The organism is uncultured Ruminococcus sp. (genome assembly GCF_934476685.1).
In the GTDB taxonomy this organism is placed as follows: domain Bacteria; phylum Bacillota; class Clostridia; order Oscillospirales; family Ruminococcaceae; genus Hominimerdicola.
Window position 1 is genome coordinate 1 of record NZ_CAKSNX010000018.1, and the last position, 17,545, is coordinate 17,545.

14 protein-coding genes are annotated in these 17,545 nt (G+C 40.3%); 8 read left to right on the top strand and 6 right to left on the bottom strand.

The features are described 5' to 3' along the window. Positions 1-54: 54 nt before the first annotated feature. From Q0E19_RS11950 to Q0E19_RS10945, 4 genes are all read right to left on the bottom strand, one after another. Positions 55-555: an IS3 family transposase gene (locus tag Q0E19_RS11950; protein ID WP_365905052.1), complete on the bottom strand. Its 501-nt coding sequence runs from the start codon at positions 553-555 to the stop codon at positions 55-57. Beyond that, positions 533-1,174 carry a transposase gene (locus Q0E19_RS10935; protein WP_294409563.1) on the bottom strand — a complete coding sequence of 214 codons (642 nt, stop codon included), beginning with the start codon at positions 1,172-1,174 and terminating at the stop codon, positions 533-535. Before Q0E19_RS10935 ends, Q0E19_RS11950 begins: the two co-directional genes overlap by 23 nt. Before the next feature lie 80 nt (positions 1,175-1,254). Further along, complete coding sequence (locus tag Q0E19_RS10940; RefSeq protein ID WP_294409564.1) at positions 1,255-2,208, bottom strand: 2-dehydropantoate 2-reductase; 954 nt, start codon at positions 2,206-2,208, stop codon at positions 1,255-1,257. Between the two features lie 165 nt (positions 2,209-2,373). Next, positions 2,374-3,762, bottom strand: coding sequence for an MATE family efflux transporter (locus tag Q0E19_RS10945; protein ID WP_294409565.1), 1,389 nt, complete (start codon positions 3,760-3,762; stop codon positions 2,374-2,376). 141 nt (positions 3,763-3,903) lie between these two features. On the opposite strand from Q0E19_RS10945, the gene Q0E19_RS10950 reads away from it, so the two are divergent. From Q0E19_RS10950 to Q0E19_RS10985, 8 genes are all read left to right on the top strand, one after another. Further along, entirely contained in the window at positions 3,904-4,776 is an 873-nt protein-coding gene (locus Q0E19_RS10950; protein WP_294409567.1) for a LysR family transcriptional regulator, read from the top strand. Between the two features lie 110 nt (positions 4,777-4,886). Then, entirely contained in the window at positions 4,887-5,798 is a 912-nt protein-coding gene (locus Q0E19_RS10955; protein WP_294409569.1) for a hypothetical protein, read from the top strand. Between the two features lie 33 nt (positions 5,799-5,831). Next, positions 5,832-6,119, top strand: a complete 288-nt coding sequence (locus Q0E19_RS10960; RefSeq protein WP_294409570.1) for a hypothetical protein — start codon at positions 5,832-5,834, stop codon at positions 6,117-6,119. A gap of 369 nt (positions 6,120-6,488) precedes the next feature. Beyond that, positions 6,489-7,958 carry an extracellular solute-binding protein gene (locus Q0E19_RS10965; protein ID WP_294409571.1) on the top strand — a complete coding sequence of 490 codons (1,470 nt, stop codon included), beginning with the start codon at positions 6,489-6,491 and terminating at the stop codon, positions 7,956-7,958. 28 nt (positions 7,959-7,986) lie between these two features. Further along, positions 7,987-11,085: a bifunctional diguanylate cyclase/phosphodiesterase gene (locus Q0E19_RS10970; RefSeq protein WP_294409572.1), complete on the top strand. Its 3,099-nt coding sequence runs from the start codon at positions 7,987-7,989 to the stop codon at positions 11,083-11,085. Positions 11,086-11,261: 176 nt separating this feature from the next. Continuing rightward, entirely contained in the window at positions 11,262-12,395 is a 1,134-nt protein-coding gene (locus Q0E19_RS10975; protein WP_294409573.1) for an aldo/keto reductase, read from the top strand. 2 nt (positions 12,396-12,397) lie between these two features. Then, a complete protein-coding gene (locus Q0E19_RS10980) occupies positions 12,398-12,982 on the top strand; it encodes an ECF transporter S component (protein WP_294409574.1) in 585 nt (194 codons plus the stop codon). Then, entirely contained in the window at positions 12,975-13,397 is a 423-nt protein-coding gene (locus Q0E19_RS10985; RefSeq protein WP_294409575.1) for a DUF1893 domain-containing protein, read from the top strand. The genes Q0E19_RS10980 and Q0E19_RS10985 overlap by 8 nt, the downstream gene beginning before the upstream one ends. A gap of 303 nt (positions 13,398-13,700) precedes the next feature. On the opposite strand, the gene Q0E19_RS10990 is transcribed toward Q0E19_RS10985, so the two are convergent. Together Q0E19_RS10990 and Q0E19_RS10995 are read right to left on the bottom strand one after the other, a co-directional pair. Next, complete coding sequence (locus Q0E19_RS10990; RefSeq protein WP_294409576.1) at positions 13,701-15,650, bottom strand: hypothetical protein; 1,950 nt, start codon at positions 15,648-15,650, stop codon at positions 13,701-13,703. Between the two features lie 15 nt (positions 15,651-15,665). Then, positions 15,666-17,171, bottom strand: a complete 1,506-nt coding sequence (locus Q0E19_RS10995; protein WP_294409578.1) for a TIR domain-containing protein — start codon at positions 17,169-17,171, stop codon at positions 15,666-15,668. Positions 17,172-17,545: the final 374 nt, after the last annotated feature.

Genomic DNA, 17,545 nt, shown 5'->3' on the forward strand with positions numbered 1-17,545 from the left:
GCCATTTTATTTTCCTCCTTTTTTTCTATTATACCATGGCTAAATGTTTTCTGTCTAATTTATTATAGACGATACAGTTTCTATTGCTTGCTTTTGAGCAGATAATATACCGGCAGCTGAAGGCGTCCGTGTTATACTGTAACTTAAAACTTCGCTATTCAACATATCCAGAAACGGGTCAAAATACACTTTCTTGATCGTCATTCTGCCTTTGCTGTCTATGTTATAATACTTTAGTTCAGTAGTGTCTGTGGTTATCTTTTGATGCGGCACAGTTGTTTTAAATCGTCTGTTGATCCTGTTAGGAGCAATTTTACCGACGTTGCCTTTATACGAGTTGTATTTGCGGCTTTTACGGGTAAATGATGTAACCTGAAAGCCTAACTTTTGCATAATTCTTTGAACTCGTTTCTTATTGACTTTGATCCCTTCACTTCGTAGTTTGCCGCAAACTCTGCGATAGCCGAAATCCTTATGTTCCTTACGGATCTCGGTTATTTTATCCTCAAGTTCTTTGTTGGGATCGACCCTATCAAACCGCTTTTGCCAATACATATATGTAGATTTTGGAAACCCAACTACAGCGAGAATATCTTTTAGTTTGAACTGTCCTCGGAGACTGTAGACGATCCTCGCTTTTTTTTCGAAGAGTTTCCTCCTCTAAACGCAGTCTCCTCAATTCTTTTAAATATGCATTCTCTATTCTAAGTCTAAGTAATTCATCTTCAAGCTCTTTGATATGTTCAGCACTCGTATCCACAGGTGTATACTCGATCTGTTTAGGATCAGCGTTCTTTTTATCTGTTTCCAATGTTTTCTTACGACCTTTCTTTTCAGGTCTCAGTGCATCAGGACCAGCATTTCTAAAGTCATTCACCCATCTTGTGATCAAAGCAGGATTATTTATGCCTTGTGAAAGTGCTAATTCCTGATATGAGAATTCACTTGATAAATACAATTCTACCACAGAAAGTTTAAATTGAAAAGAGTATTCTTTATTTTTTCTTGAACGAACCAATCCTTCATTGCCAAATTCGTTATATGAATGCACCCAATCTGAAACTTGCTGCTTGCTTTTAACACCATATTTCTTAGCAAGATGAACATAACTGCCTTCACCATTTAAATATGCTTGAACAACTTTTTTCTTTATTTCGTAGCTGTATTTTGCCATAAAAAACCGACCTCCAAATCGTTAGATTTTTGGTCTAACTTTTTGGGGTCGGGTCAAAGCGTGGCTGTACTATATCTCATTCACTTTGAACACGTCAGTTCATTATTTTTACTGTAATCAAATTTTCCGTCGTTTTTCTCTTCCAGTGCTTTTATAATGTGGTAAGTGTACTCGTTATACGGCGTAGGTATCCCCAGTTCTTTTCCCATACGGATAAGCGCACCTGAAAACATATCTATCTCTGTATGGCGGCCTGCGTCCAGATCTTGCAAGGTGGAATATCTTGCAGACGGCGGAACAGCACTTCCACGGCTTGAGGATTCGTCTGCTTTGCTTATATCAATATTCTTTGCAGCCGCAATAGCTTCAAGCTCTCGCCTTAATCCGTCACTGATAGCTTTCATATGAACGCTGTCACGGTAACAGCCGACGCCTGCACCAAGAACTGCCTGCGGCAGGTTATTGCACACATTCAATCGGAACTTGCTCCACATTTCTTCCCTGATATATTCCGTTGAACGATAATGCAGACCGGTGTTTTCAAAAAGAGTTTCTATCGCCTGCACACGCTCGCTTTGATACGGTGCGGAAAGTTCTCCGAAAATAATGCCGATAGTAGTTTCGGGATCAAAACAATACCCGCTCCCCTCTTTATGAGATGCGACCTTTATCAACGAATGAAGCACATGAGAAGCTCCGATCTCAGCAGAGATAAGTTCTTCGCTGTCTACACCGTTCATAAGGCTCATAACAGTTGTGTTATCTCCACAGGCTTTTCTTATACTCTCCATTGCACTGGGCAACGCACCATATTTTAACGCTACGATCAGCAGATCTACACCGTTCGCCTCCTGCGGCGACCATACTTCGGGGTGATATGTAATGCCGTTGATCATGCAGCTCTTTTTCATTCGCTCTGCACGTTCGCCCTCTGCAATAATTCCCAGCTTGATATCTTCACGTTTTGAAAGTCCCCATATCATATATGAACCAACTGCTCCTGCACCAAGGATAGCTACTGTTTTTATATTCATTTTCATATCTCCTTGTATTTTTTACTTTCCGATATAAAGTTATCTGAATAAAATATTCATACGATCGTCTTTTGTAATTGTGTATGCTGCTTAATTAATTATATCATATGGCAGTCGGTAAAGTCAAATAGAGCGTGTTTGGCAAAATCATTTTTTCATTTTATATTATTCATCAATGTTGCATTCCCTTTGTATTTTAATTTTATGCGACGGTCTGAATATCATCAATGCAATAAATATAAGTACAGCAGTTGTGGAAAGGCTAACAGGATAAGCTGTCATAATAGCTTTAAAAGTTCTGTGCATAGGAAAAACTGTGTATATCCAGAATATCCTTACACCGCACACACCTATTATAGTAAGTATGGCAGGCACAAGAGAAATTCCGAAACCTCTGAGGTAGCCTGACATATTTTCATACAGCATACTGAATGCATATGCGAAAAACACCATTGTGAGCCTTATATAACCGATATCTATTACCTGCGGATCATTGTTGAATATCGAAAGCAGAAATCTGCCTGAGATAAGAACTAGGATTATGGCTGTGCCTGTTGCTATGGCATCCTCTATAATGCAAAGTTTCAATACTTTTCGGCATCTTTTAAGTTTTCCTGCACCGTAATTCTGTCCTGTGAACGTTGTGCAAGCCTGACTGAATGAATTCATAATGTCATAGGCAAATATCTCAATATTGAAAGCTGCACTTGAGGCGGCTATCACAGCTGTTCCAAGACTGTTTATTGCGAATTGGATAACGATATTTGCCACAGCGAACACCGCACTCTGTATTCCGGCTGGAAGTCCTATACGGATAACTCTCGCAAATACACTTTCATCAAAGCGCATATCTTTCATGCTCACTTTAATAACGCTCTTTGTTTTCATAAGTTTAATCAATAGGATAGCGGAACTTACAGCATTTGATATAACGGTCGCTATGGCTACGCCGTTTACTGTCATTTTCAGCACAATAACAAAGAATAAATTGAGAAGTACGTTAAGTACCCCCGAAAAAGCAAGAGCTTTAAGCGGTGTTTTTGTTTCGCCTATACTGCGGAATATGGCTGCTTCAAAATTATAAAGCAGTATCACAGGCATACCAAGAAGATATATTCTTATGTACAAAAGTGCATATGGGAACACGTCCGATGGGACATTGAGCATTTTAAGCAGACTGCCGATAAAAAGCTCCCCTATCACTGCTACTGCAACTCCGCCAACTATTGCCGTAATAATTGATGTATGTACGGCTTTTCGTATAGTTTTATTATTGCCTTTTCCAACGGCATTTGCTATTATTACATTTGCGCCAAGTGCAATGCCTATGAAAAAGTTCAGTATCAATCCTACAATAGGGCTGTTTGCTCCCACCGCTGCGACGGCGACGGTCTTTGCTTTGCCTGTAAAGTTGCCGACTACCGCAATGTCAGATGCGTTAAAGAGCTGTTCCAAAATGCCTGTTACAGCCACAGGCAGAGCATATCTTATTAGCTTATCCCATATAGAGCCGTTCAACATATCCATTTGTGCTGCTTTTTTAGTATCTTTCAAGTCTCATCACTCTCCCAATGATATTATATACCCATTCTTTAAGTATAGCAAATACATATAAGCTATTATTTATCATAGTTTACAAGAATAATAAGATGTGATATAATAGAGAAAATAAAAAATTCACGAAAGGAAGATCTTATGGATATCCGCATACTGAGATACTTTTTAGCAGTGGCACAGGAAGAGAACATAACAAGGGCAGCGGAAAGCCTGCACATTTCTCAGCCGTCACTATCAAAACAGATAATGGAGCTGGAGGACGAACTAGGTAAAAAGCTGCTTATCAGAGGCAAGCGCAAGATCACTCTGACGGAAGAAGGCATACTTCTGCGGGAACGTGCGGAGGATATTGTGGCTTTAGTGGATAAGACGGAACGTGAGATATCCTCAGATTGCGGAACAGTTTCAGGAGAGATCGTTATTGGCGGAACTATTCCAAAGACGCTTTTGCAGGCGGCAGCGAACATTCAAAAGCGTTATCCCGATGTTACATTTCAGTTTTTCAGCGGTGACGCAACAGATGTGACAGAACGGCTTGACCACGGAAATCTTGATTTCGCAGTGCTTCTTCAACCAATAGACAACTCAAAGTATGAATATATCCCACTGCCCGATGGTTCACTGTGGGGAGTGCTTATGAGATTCGACAGCGAATATGCAAAGTTTTCGGAAATAAGAAAGGAACAGCTTATAAAAATGCCGTTGATACTTCACCGCCGCATCGGTTTGCAGCAGATCATTGCAGACTGGGCGGAAACTGACATTGACAAGCTGAACGTTACAGCAACTTACAACGTTATACATGGCAGTCCTGCAAGCTTTGTTGAAAACGGCATAGGTTATTTTCTCGCCACAAGAGATATGCTCTCCCCTGCCCTTGACAACAGCGTAGTTTTTCGCCCGCTTTATCCTAAGCTTGAAGTGCAGTATAATCTTGTATGGAAAAGGCGGAATATTTTCAGCAAAGGTTCAAAAGCTTTTCTGGATATAGTCAGAGAGCTGCTGAAATAGTCTGCTTGTCGTTTGACTTTATTTTCGGCTTGTGGTATAATGTAACAAATCAAAATTGCTCCTTTAACGGGGATTTGATAATTCAGTATCGGAAAATGGTGACTAGTGATATGACAGAAATAAAAAAGAATAAAGCATACTATCATCTTCCGGGACTGTTTGAGTTTTATGAGCTTTACAGCGCCTTTCTGCCGCTTTTTCGTGAGCATAGGGAATACTTTTACGATCGGTGCGATATCGGTTCTGTATACGGCGCTCCAGCAGACTGTATATGGGGCGGAGGACGTGTCGGGTTTGGTGAGCATGACCCACAGGAAGTTTTGTCGCTTATGCGTGAATATAACATTTCGGCACGTCTGACATTCAGCAACTCCCTGCTCAGAGAGGAACATCTTTCAGACAAGAAATGCAATGCGCTGTGTGCAATGTTTTCTGAAAGCGATCAGCCACGCAATGGCGTTATCATTCATTCAGACCTGCTGTTAAACTATCTGAAAAGAAATTATCCTCAGCTATATTTTGTTTCATCTACCACAAAGGTTATTACGGATTTTCAGCAGTTTCTCAATGAAATAAGCCGTGATGATTTTCTCTACGCTGTACCTGATTTTCGTTTGAACAAGGCATTTGACAGGCTTAACACAATGACACAATTTCAAAAAGATAAGGTAGAATTTTTGTGCAACGAATGCTGCTGGTTCGGCTGTAAGGACAGAAAAAGCTGTTACGAAAATGTCAGCCGAAAAAATCTCGGAGAGAATTGTCCCGACCACCGCTGTAATGCTCCTGACTCTGCCGATGGATATATGTTTTCAAAGGCAATGACTAATCCAGCATTTATCGGCATAGATGATATTCAGAATACCTATCTGCCAATGGGATTTTCCAATTTCAAGATCGAAGGCAGAGGACTAGGCAGCGCTTTGATACTGGAATTTCTGCTGTATTATATGACAAAGCCTGAGTATCAGCTGAAAGTAAGAGAAAATATATACCTTGACAGTATGCTTGATCTGTTCTGATAAACATAAGTAATTTAAGATAGGAAGATAAAAATGCTGCACTACATTATAGTAAAATGGAATGATAACACAGACAAACAGGAAATCGTAAAAAAGGTACGCACTTTATATGCTGACGCTGTAAAAATCAGTGGGATATATAACGTTGATATCAAAGAGAACGTTACACCCCGTGACAACAGATATGATCTTATGATAGTTCTGGATATGGACAAAGGATCTCTTACAACTTGGGACAACAGCGAACTGCACAAGACGTGGAAGTCTGAGTTCGGAATTTTTATAGATAAGAAATGTATTTTTGATTGTGATAACAGATAGTTGCTAAAAAATAACAGCCTGATATTCCCTAATATAAATCAGTAAATGCGTAGTTGTTTTAATAAAAGCAGCTTCGCATTTGCCTTTTCTTATCGCAATTATAAAGATCTATTATTTTTTATCCTGTACCAATATCACTGTAATCGCAAACATTATGTCGTAAACGCTTATATTAATTTAACAAATTATGAATAGCGTAAATTTAACTTGCAATGAATTGCATTACCGTGTATAATTAATATGTGACATTGCAATAAATCACTTTAAAAGTAAATAGCTGGATATGCATATTTATTCAGTGATCTTATGGAGCACAACAAGAAGTATTAGGATAAAATATAAAAAATCCATATAATAGGAGAAACAACTATGAAGGAAAAAGTAATTTCGATTTTGGCTCTTGCCGCTGTGCTTTCAACATCTATGCTCAGCAGCTGCGGTTTTGAAAAGGATTATGACTCTGTTTTGAACAAAGATGATCCTACTACCATAACTATCTGGCACTATTACAATGGTGTTCAGCTAATGAGCTTTGACGAGGCGGTAGAAGAGTTCAATAACACTGTTGGTCTTGAAAAGGGAATCATCGTTGAGGCATACTCAAAGAACTCTGTTTCTGAACTTGCAGACAGCGTAGTAGCCTCTGTAAAGAAAGACAGCGGTGCTGATGTACCTCCCGATATTTTTGCTACCTATGCAGAAACTGCTTATGTGGTGGATCAGCTTGACGGACTTGCCGATATGAGCAAGTATTTTACAGAAGATGAACTTAATGAGTATATAGATGAATATATTGCTGAGGGTGAATTTTCCGGCGACGGCTCGCTGAAAATATTCCCTATGGCGAAGAGTACAGAAGTAATGATGCTCAACTATACCGACTGGGAGAAGTTTGCAGGCGAAACAGGTGTTACTACCGATGATCTGAAAACATGGGAAGGACTTGTTGACGTATCTGAAAAATACTATAATTACACAGACGATCTTACTCCCGATATCCCTAATGACGGAAAAGCCTTTTTCGGACGTGACTCAATAGCCAACTATATGAGCATCGGTGCAAAGCAGCTCGGAAGTGAATTTGTAACTGTTGACAAGGACGGAAACACTAAGCTTAATATTGAAAAAGATGCTCTCAGAAGACTTTGGGATAATTACTATGTGCCTTATGTAAAGGGCTACTTTACAGCTCAGGGCAGATTCAGAAGTGAGGACGCAAAGATAGGCATAATCATGGCTCTAGTTTGCTCTACAACAGGCGCTATGTACTTCCCTACTGAGGTAACTATAGATGATGATTACACATATCCGATAGATAACCTTGTGCTGCCTGTACCGAATTTTGAGGGAACAGATCCTTATATCGTACAGCAGGGCGCAGGAATGTCTGTGCTTAAATCTGACGAAAAGAGCGAATATGCAAGCGCTGTATTCCTTAAATGGTTCACCGAAAAGGAAAGAAATGTAAACTTCTCTTCCGAATCAGGATATCTTCCTGTTAAAAAAGATGCCTGCAATTTTGAGGAGATAGAGAAAGTTTCCGCAGAGTCGGGAAAAGAGCTTACGGACATATGCAAAAGCACTTTAAGCACAGCTATTGACGAGATAAACGAATACAACTTATACACAATGCCTCCGTTTAAAAATTCAGCAGATGTAAGAACATTCCTTGAAAACCGTATTCAGGATACTGCTCAGGAAGCTTATGCTGAGGCTACTGAAAAGATCAGCAGCGGTGAAAGCAGAGATACTGTTATTGAGGAATATACAAATGACGCTGCATTCGACAAATGGTATGACTCATTCTGCACAGACCTTGATAAAATAATTGAAAAGTAATTCTGATCTACATAAACAGGGGCAAGTTATGAAACAAAAACTTCACAAAGGATCTGACGACCCTTTAAAGCGAAATAAAAGAAAATATCCTTTCTTTGCGAGATTGTTTTTATCTACGCTCATTCTTTCTGTACTTCAGTTCAGCGCTTTTCTTGGCACGATGTTTGTCGGGGGAGAATTTTCGTATATAAAAAAATATGCCTATGACTCAATGTCAGAAAAGACAGAGAACCGCAAGAATTACGTTGAAAACACTCTCGCAAACAAAACGCCTCTGGTTTTTGAAGCGGGCAAGGAAGTAAACAGCATAACAAAAAAGATCCTTAAAGCAAGCGGAACTGATCTTTCAGCACTTTCAACAAATAAGGATATAAGCAGAGAGATACTTAACGACTCCACTGACACACTTATAACGCTTCTGCGCAGAGGTCTTGTTAATGACGCATACATTATTCTTGACACAGGCTCGCTTTATTCGGAAGGCTCTTCCGATGTGCTTGCTACTACTTATATACGAGATGTGAATGTAACAAGCGTTTCCGAAAGCGTAAATAAAAATATTTTTCTGGAGACAGGAAGTTCCGACCTTTCGCAGGATTTTGATATAATGCTCGATTCCGAATGGACAGCACATATGCAGCTTTCAGGCGGAGAAGACGGTGACTTCGGATTTTATTACAAGACCATAAAAACGGCAAGGGAAAATCCTCAGATCGATATGGAAAATCTGGGATATTGGAGTGGTTTTTCCTCTATATCCAAAACGGGCAGAAAAAGTATGCGTTATACTCTGCCGCTGGTAGCAGATGACGGTACAGTATACGGTGTTATCGGTATCGGTCTTATGGAAAAGACTATACTCAGCTATATCCCAGGCAACGATCTGCCTAATGAAAAATCATGCTATATCCTCGGTGTGGACTATGACAATAACGATAATTATCAGACAGTTCTCCATTCGGGTGCGATATACAAAAGGCTTGTTACAAAGGATACTGTTATAGGTCATCACGATTCCGTAGGCAAGAATGTATATGATTTTAACTATGGGAACGATTCGTCAGTAGAAACTGTCGGAACTATAAAGGATATAAATATTTATAATGCCGACTCGCCATACAAGTACAATAAATGGGCTATAATATCCATTTCTGAAAAGAGCGAGGCCTTGAACATATACAGCAACCTTGTGCATATGTTCATGATATCATTTGTGATCTCAGCTGCGTTCACAATAATATGTACTATAATACTTAACAAGCACATTACTGCGCCGGTAACAAGAATAATCAAGACCCTTGACACAAATAAAAACAGTGATGAGATCATCGACTTCAAGACCTCAGGTATTACGGAGATCGACCAACTTACGGACGCTATTAAACAGCTCCAGATAAACGTCAAGGAACAATCTTCAAGAGTTTCAAAGATCATAAGTATGTCCGTCGCAGGAATAGGCGCATTTATGTACGATACTGCAAAGGAAAATGTTTTCATAAGCGAGAGCATGATCTCAACGCTGAAATGCGATAAGCTCCCCGATAAGGACTGCACGATATCTTACGATCAGTTTGCTGAGCTTATAAATGCAATAGACATAAAGAACGGAACAAATATTTTTGAGTTCTTTGAAAAGGCTTGCGAGGACGCAAATGAAACTGTTGTAACAAGACAGTATTCACTTATTACGGATATCGGCGAGCAGAGATGGTTCAGGCTGAGTCTCAGAAGAGATTCCACCAACATACTCGGTCTTGTACAGGACGTTACACAGTCTGTTCTGGAAATGAAGAAGGTAAAGTATGAGCGTGACTATGACGTTACCACAGGTCTGCTCAACAGACGTGCATACTATCACAGAATAGAAAAAGTTTTCCGTGAACCTAAAAAGCTTAAAACGGCAGCTTTTATTATGCTAGATATAGATAACCTTAAATATGTCAACGACACATACGGTCATGATTTTGGTGATGATTATATCTCGGCTACGGCGAACGTACTGAAAAACTTCCAGTATCACGGCGGAATAGTTGCAAGAATGTCTGGCGATGAATTCAACGTCTTTCTATACGGTTTCGACAGCAAGGACGAGATAAGAAGAATTGTTGAAGAGGTAAGAAAGAAACTTGACGTAAGTTACTGCATACTCAGCGATGGAACGCATTACAGACTAAGAGCCAGCGGCGGTATATCATGGTATCCTGATGATTCAGTATCATATGAGATGCTCATAAGATTCGCAGATTTTGCTATGTACACTATAAAACATTCCACAAAGGGTAATATTGCAGAGTTCGATATGTCAACTTACACAAAGGATTCTATCCTTATAACAGGTGTTGAGGAAATGAACCGCATAATAGATACAGAAAGCATCAAATATGCGTTCCACAGTATTATTTCCGTCAAGACGGGTAAAATTTACGGCTATGAGGCACTTATGCGTCCGCAGTCGGAAGTGTTCGGTGCTCCTCTTGATTTAATAAGAATAGCCAAGACAAGCGCAAAGCTGTATGAGATCGAAAGGCTGACATGGAAGATAGCTTTAAGGACGTTCCACAAGTTTATAACCGATAATGTTCTTGATAAGAACACAAAGATATTTATAAACTCAATTTCAAACTACATAATGAATGACGATGACCTCCGCATATTGGAGGCAGAGAACAAGGATATTCTCAGCAATATCGTGCTTGAAGTTCTTGAAAGTGAAGAAACAAATATCGAGTATGTGAAAGCTAAACAGCGCTGGATAAAGAGCAGAAATGCAATGACAGCGCTGGACGATTTCGGCAGCGGTTACAACAGCGAATATGCACTTATAACCCTTGAACCTGATCTTATCAAAATAGACCGTTCTATCATAAGCGGCTGCGATCGTGACGCAGGTAAAGCGGATATCATAAGCAAGCTGGTACAGATAGCGTCTACTAAAAACATACTTGTACTGGCAGAGGGTGTTGAAACCTATGACGAGCTTGAAACTGTTATCAGATGCGGAGTTAATCTGCTTCAGGGATTCTATTTCGGAAAGCCGACTTTTGAGCCTGCTGTTTGCAGTGAAAAGACCACAAAAGAGATACTTTCGATAGCAAGAAAAGTCAAAAACGACACAAAAAATCAATAGCAGGATACAAAGCATCAGACGTCAGTTCTGGTGCTTTGTTTAATATTAAGAACGTTCGTAGGGTTTATTATTTAATTTATTAAAATGTCACTGATTGATTATAGTATTATAATATGTTAATATAAAGTTATAATTATAAGCAAACTAATTTATCACAATGACAGGAGGTATTTGTAATGGAAAGAGCATTTCCGGAGATCAGAAAAAACTTTGGCTTTGGCATGATGCGACTGCCTATGCTGGGCGAAAAGGTCGATATTGAACAGGTCAAAAAAATGGTGGACGTGTTTATCGACTGCGGTTTCAATTATTTTGATACTGCGCACGGTTACATAAACGGACTGAGTGAGCTTGCGGTAAACGAATGTGTTGTTTCAAGATATCCAAGAGAAAAGTTTCTGCTGACAGATAAGCTGACAGGAATGTATTTCAAAAAGGAAGAGGATATCATACCTTTCTTTGAAAGTCAGCTCAAAGCCTGCGGAGTGGATCATTTTGACTTCTATCTTATGCACGCACAGAACGCTACCGAGTTTGAGAAGTTCAAAAAGTGCAGGGCATATGAAACCGCCCTTGAACTTAAAGCACAGGGCAGGATACGTCATTTCGGCATTTCATTCCACGACAAGGCTGATGTACTTGACAAGATACTGACTGAATATCCGCAGATAGAAATTGTACAGATACAGTTCAATTACGTTGATTACAATGATGAATCGGTGGAATCGAAAAAAGTTTATGATGTTGCAAGAAAGCATAACAAGCCTGTTATCGTTATGGAACCTGTCAAGGGCGGCAGCCTTGTAAATCTCCCTGAAAAGGCGCAGAAATGTCTTGATGTTCTTCCTGACAAGCTTTCAAACGCAAGCTATGCAATACGTTTTGCAGCAGGTTTTGACGGAATGGAAATGGTACTTTCGGGAATGAGCAACATGGAACAGATGCAGGATAATTTAAGCTATATGAAAGATTTCAAGCCGCTGAATGAGCAGGAACTTGAGGCTGTAAAGAATGTTACAGAGGCTTTCAGATCACTTGAAATGATACCATGCACAGCCTGCAAATATTGTATTGAAGAAAATCATTGTCCGAAAAAAATCAGAATACCTGATCTGTTCGCCTGTCTGAACAAGAAAAAGGTATTCAATGACTGGAATCAGAACTACTATTATGACGCTGTACTTACCGCACACAATGGAAAAGCAAGCGACTGTATCAAATGCGGAAAATGCGAAAAGGTCTGTCCTCAGCACCTTGAAATACGCAGTCTGCTTGAAGAAGTAAGAAAAACTTTTGAAAAGGAGCAGTAATTATGTTTGAAAATGCACTGACTTTAAATAACATATCATACGGAAAAAAGATCGCATACAAAACTATCGTTTCAGCAGGACTTATAGCGCTGGCAGTTATTCTGCCGCAGCTTGTTCACCTTGCAGTTGGTCAGCCGGGAGGAGTTCAATGGCTGCCTATGTATCTGCCTGTACTTATAGGCGGCTGTCTGCTTGGTGCAAAATGGGGCTTTGCTGTCGGGGCAATGTCGCCTTTAGTAAGTTTTATTATCACATCACTGGCAGGTTCACCAATGCCTGCTGCACCAAGACTGCCTTTTATGATGGCTGAACTTGCTATCTTCGCAATAGTATCAGGAGCATTCACTAAGAAGATATCTGAAAACGGCGCATGGGCATTTGCAGCTGTTATCTCTGCTCAGATAATCGGAAGAGGAGCATTTCTCGGACTCGCAGCATTATTCGGAGCAAAAGCAGGACTTACAGCAAGCCTTGTATGGTCACAGATACAGACAGGATCTGCAGGACTGGCTGTTCAGATAATTCTTGTACCTGCAATTATAATTGCACTGAAAAAGCTTATGCAGAAGGACAATGAAAATGACTGATATTGAAAGAGCCATAGAAAACCTTAGCGGTCATACTATCTGCCTGTGCAAGGGCGAAAACATTATCACAGATGACGGCAGAGGAATATCACCGATGATGAAATTTATAGGTGAAAACAAAGGTATCAGCGGTTACTCTGCTGCCGATATCATAGTCGGCAAGGCTGCTGCGATGCTGTTTGTCAAAGCAGAGATTTCTGCTGTACACGGAAAAGTTATGTCATATGCAGGAAAGGAATATCTTGAAAGCAGAGGTATCCCCTGCACATATGATACGCTCACCGAAAGCATAACCGACCGCAGCGGTAAGGACATCTGCCCCATGGAAAGGACCGTATCTGCCATTGAAGATCCTGATGTCGGATATGAGGCATTGAAAGCTAAGATAGCAGAGATGAGAAATAAGAAAAACTGATTTAATTATAGAACACAAAAAAAGATCCGCCGCAAAAGTGACGGATCTTTTTTGTATTAGTGCTGAGTATATCGTTAAACTATGTAGTTAAGCAAAATAAAAAGAGTTACGCTTTTACTTGACAAAAGCATAACTCTTTCTACAAAAGTAAGACCAACTATAACACAACTGCACGCCCTGTACAAACATTTCGTTATGTTAGTATCTATAATAAGTGGTAATAATATAAAATATATTTCATATGTAAAAGGTTTCATAAGTTTACACAAATTTTAATGTGCAGTCTTTACATCATACCAAATTTTAATTATTAAAACTCCTATACCTAGCCATAAGTGACATAACATCGTATTTGCACATATCTGGAGCGGTCTTTACAAGCTTATCCTGCGTTACAAGACAGGGATTTTGCTTGAGAATATCGCTGCGTTCGCCGAAAGTCCAGCCAGCAGACACCATATAGCAGCACCAGCGTCTATGCTCCATAGAGGCGATCTCATAGGCAAAATCGTCTTCGATAAGCCTTTCCAGCACGTCAGCTTCGCTGCCATTTAGCCGCCAAGCACTGCCAGTATCGGTAAACAGCGAACCATTTTTGCCTACCAGTTCATCTATCTTCTTTTCGGGATCGACATTAAGTTCATGAGCAAGACGACCTATAACGACTTGTTTTATAGGCTCATGATACGCAGCTGCCCTGCTTGAAGCTCGCTTGAAAAGCTTTGTTTCAAGCCATGCGCTCTCAACGTCGAAATTGTCGTTGGCAGAATCACCGCCATCAGAAACTATGTTGATGTTGTGATACAGTTTATTAAAATTCTTAGCCTCGCTGTCGAGCCGCCTGCCCATTAACAGATCAAGCGAAAGTATATCAGAACGTTTCTCCATAATACGAATGTCGGAGAAGATAGTGTCGTTGCCTGCAATATAATCCGCTATCATTGGGTTGTCATCGGAGCGCAGGATAACAGGTGTTTTTACACCGACTTTTGAAGAGAAATAGCGGTTCAACTGCATGGCACAATCAACAGAGGCGGAAGTATCGCCTATTGAAACGAGCGCATATGTGTACGGAGAAATACGGTCATTCGCCTCTACCGTTTCGATAAAACGTCTGCTGCGAACATTTATGCTATGAAAGTTTATCTCAAGCCTTCCATCAGCTGTATCGCTATGCATAATTAGACTATTATTATCCGTGTGAAAAGTCCCCTCGCCAAACGTGTTGGCGAAAATGTCCAGCTTATCATTGCCGTCGAGGTCAAAAACATCTATAACTATTGAGTTGCCAGCACTGACTACGCCTAAGTTCATCGCCTTTAACACAGCCTGTCTGCCTGTTTCACCGAAACCGACAACAAGCATTCTCATATCCCATTCCGAAAGCTTTTTGTCAGAGTTAAGATAAAAGGTGTGCAGCGGAACGTCGTTGTACAATTTATAAACTTGCAGTTCTGGGAGGCTTACAGTTTCGAGGTCAAAGGCAAAACGCCCACCACGCCTGCTGTCGTAATAGTCTTCGACAAGCTTGCTCATTCCCTCGTCCTCGCAGCGGCATATAACCTTTGCACCCGACATAAGCGCAACCCCTGTTTCTTCGTCACCCATACGGAACATTCGCAGCACCGAGAAATTCTTCAATGAGGATTCGTCAAACAGTATCAACGTTTCAGCACGGTCAATATGCAGCTTTTTAAACTCTCGTTCTACCTGTTCAGGTGTAAGAACAGTCGTGTCAAGCGTGCTTACAAAGCAGTTGTGCTTGCTAAGTTCAAATCGCTCATCGGAGGAAATTTCCTTATCGGTCACAACGTACAGAAAACTGTCCTTATCGGCGGTCTTTATAAAATCGTTTATAAGAGTCTTGACCTCTTCGTTATAGCCGAAAAGTGTCGTCATCTTTCCGCCTTTGCTCTTTCTTATGCGGAACACAAACCGCAGCATATTCTCAAGCAGTCGGTAAACGGCTGCAACCGTGCAGTAAGGGGCAGTAAACACCGCAAGTCCGTATGTATAACAGATCACCATTTTAACAGTGTTCGGATCTTCGACCATTTTCTGCATTGCATCTCTTAGCCCGATGGACGGTCGGAAAGCGAATGCGCTGATGCTGTTTTGCAGCACCATAAGAAATTTAAAAAATGCGTCGTCATCGGGGTAGAAAACGATTCCCTCGGCAGATGCGGCAACAAAAGAGAATATCGTAAGTATTAGTATAAATTTGTGCTTAAAAAGTCCTTTCGGCTCGTTCATGGTCTGATCCTCCGTTTAGCTCCCCTCTCTTGAAAGCTCGTTGCCGTTCTTATCGTAATTTATCGTAATGGAAGGAGTGAAGAGATTATCTGCTGCCGTACCTTCCTGATAGTAATATGTGCCATCTGCATAGGTATATGTCAAAGATCCGGAACCGTTCCACTTATCGTCTTTATATTCCCCTTCGTATACTTTTATATCTCCATTAGTATAGTATACTGTATCTTTTCCGTTTCCTTGTATTAGATCTTCTTCCCAATTATCACTTTCTATTACCCATGTTTTTAAATTACCACTTTTATATGTAATAGTAACTTTTCCACTACCACTCAGCTTTCCTTTATGGAACTGTCCTTCACGCACCTGTATATCCTTGTCATTTTCATCACTATAATAATAAGTACGAGTTCCTTTATCGTCAGTTACTTTTCCGTTATTAAAATTACACTCATAAACATCTTTGATAATTTCATTTCCATCGGGATAAATCTGTTCACGAGTGCCAACACCATTTCCAAAGCCATTATCAAAGGATACCTCAAAAACATACTTGTATCCATTTGGATTTTCTACGGTTACGGTGTTTTGACCGTTGAGTTTGCCATCTGAAAATTCACCCTTGGCGGTCATTTTCCATTCGCCGCTATCGTTCGTTAATGTTCCTGTAAATTCACCTTCGCCTTCGGGGATATCACCGTTCACCTCTCCGAAATAAGTGCCTGTATATGTATCGTTATTGAAATTCATTTTTATATCACTTAAGGTCCCTGTTTTTCCTTCGCCGGTAGTTCCTGCCGTGCTTTCAACCGCCGTGATCGAACTTTCAGGTTTTGAGTTGGCAGTTTGAACCTTGTCATTATCCTTTCCGCCGAAAACGGATATGCAGACAATTATGGCAATGAGAGCCACTGCACCCGCCGAAGCACCGATAATAATATTACGTTTCTTGTTATCAGTCTTTACCGCAGGAGCAGAAGGGGTGTATGGCATAGCTCCGCCAGCGGCCATTGCCGAGACAGCCGCCTGTGCCATTCCCTGCACATCCTGCAAATTTTCGGGATTGTCCGTATGGATATGCAAATTGTCGATATAGGTATTATTGGTTATGTTCTGGACATTTCTTCCTATTATACCTACGACCAGATTATATAGCTCCTCCAGTTTGTAATCTTTCTTGGCGTAATTGGCAGATATCCAGTGTGCTCCAGTCAGATAATACTCAAAAGATCCCGAAAGTTCGGTCTCGTCTACCTTGTATGGAACAACAAAAACATCGTCCTTGCTCTCCGCAAGGCTAAGTTCACGTCCGACCTGACTAGAGGCAGCGGAGTTTTCGCTGTATATGAGCAAAAACACCTTACTCGCTGTTATTGCAGTGCTTATTGAAGCTGCCCAGTCGCTGCCGGGAACGATATTTCTCGGTGCTATCCAGCATGAGAGTCCCTTTTCCTCTAAAAACTGGCAGACCTTATCTGCTATCGGTTTATCCTTAGAGCTATGGCTCAAAAATACATCTGACATTCTCGATCACTAATCCTTTCAATACTTCTAATCCGTTTTTATACACAAAAAGCACAGTACACCCGATACTTACAGACGCACTGCGCTTATTATTTATATTCCAAAATTGACAGAACTACCCTGTCTGTCTTATCATACAAACCCCACATAATTTTGCCAACCCCCTTTTATATAAATATATAAAACGATTACTATATTTTGTTTAAGCAAAAAAAGTATTTCAATTTGCCAATTTTATTATATTAATTATACCAAGAAATCAGCTTTAAGTCAATAGTTTTTGTCAAAATGGAGAATATGTGAAAATTGCAATATAAAATGTCACCAAAGTTCAGAAGGGAGATTTAGTAAAAGTGACGCTTCAAAAGGTGAAA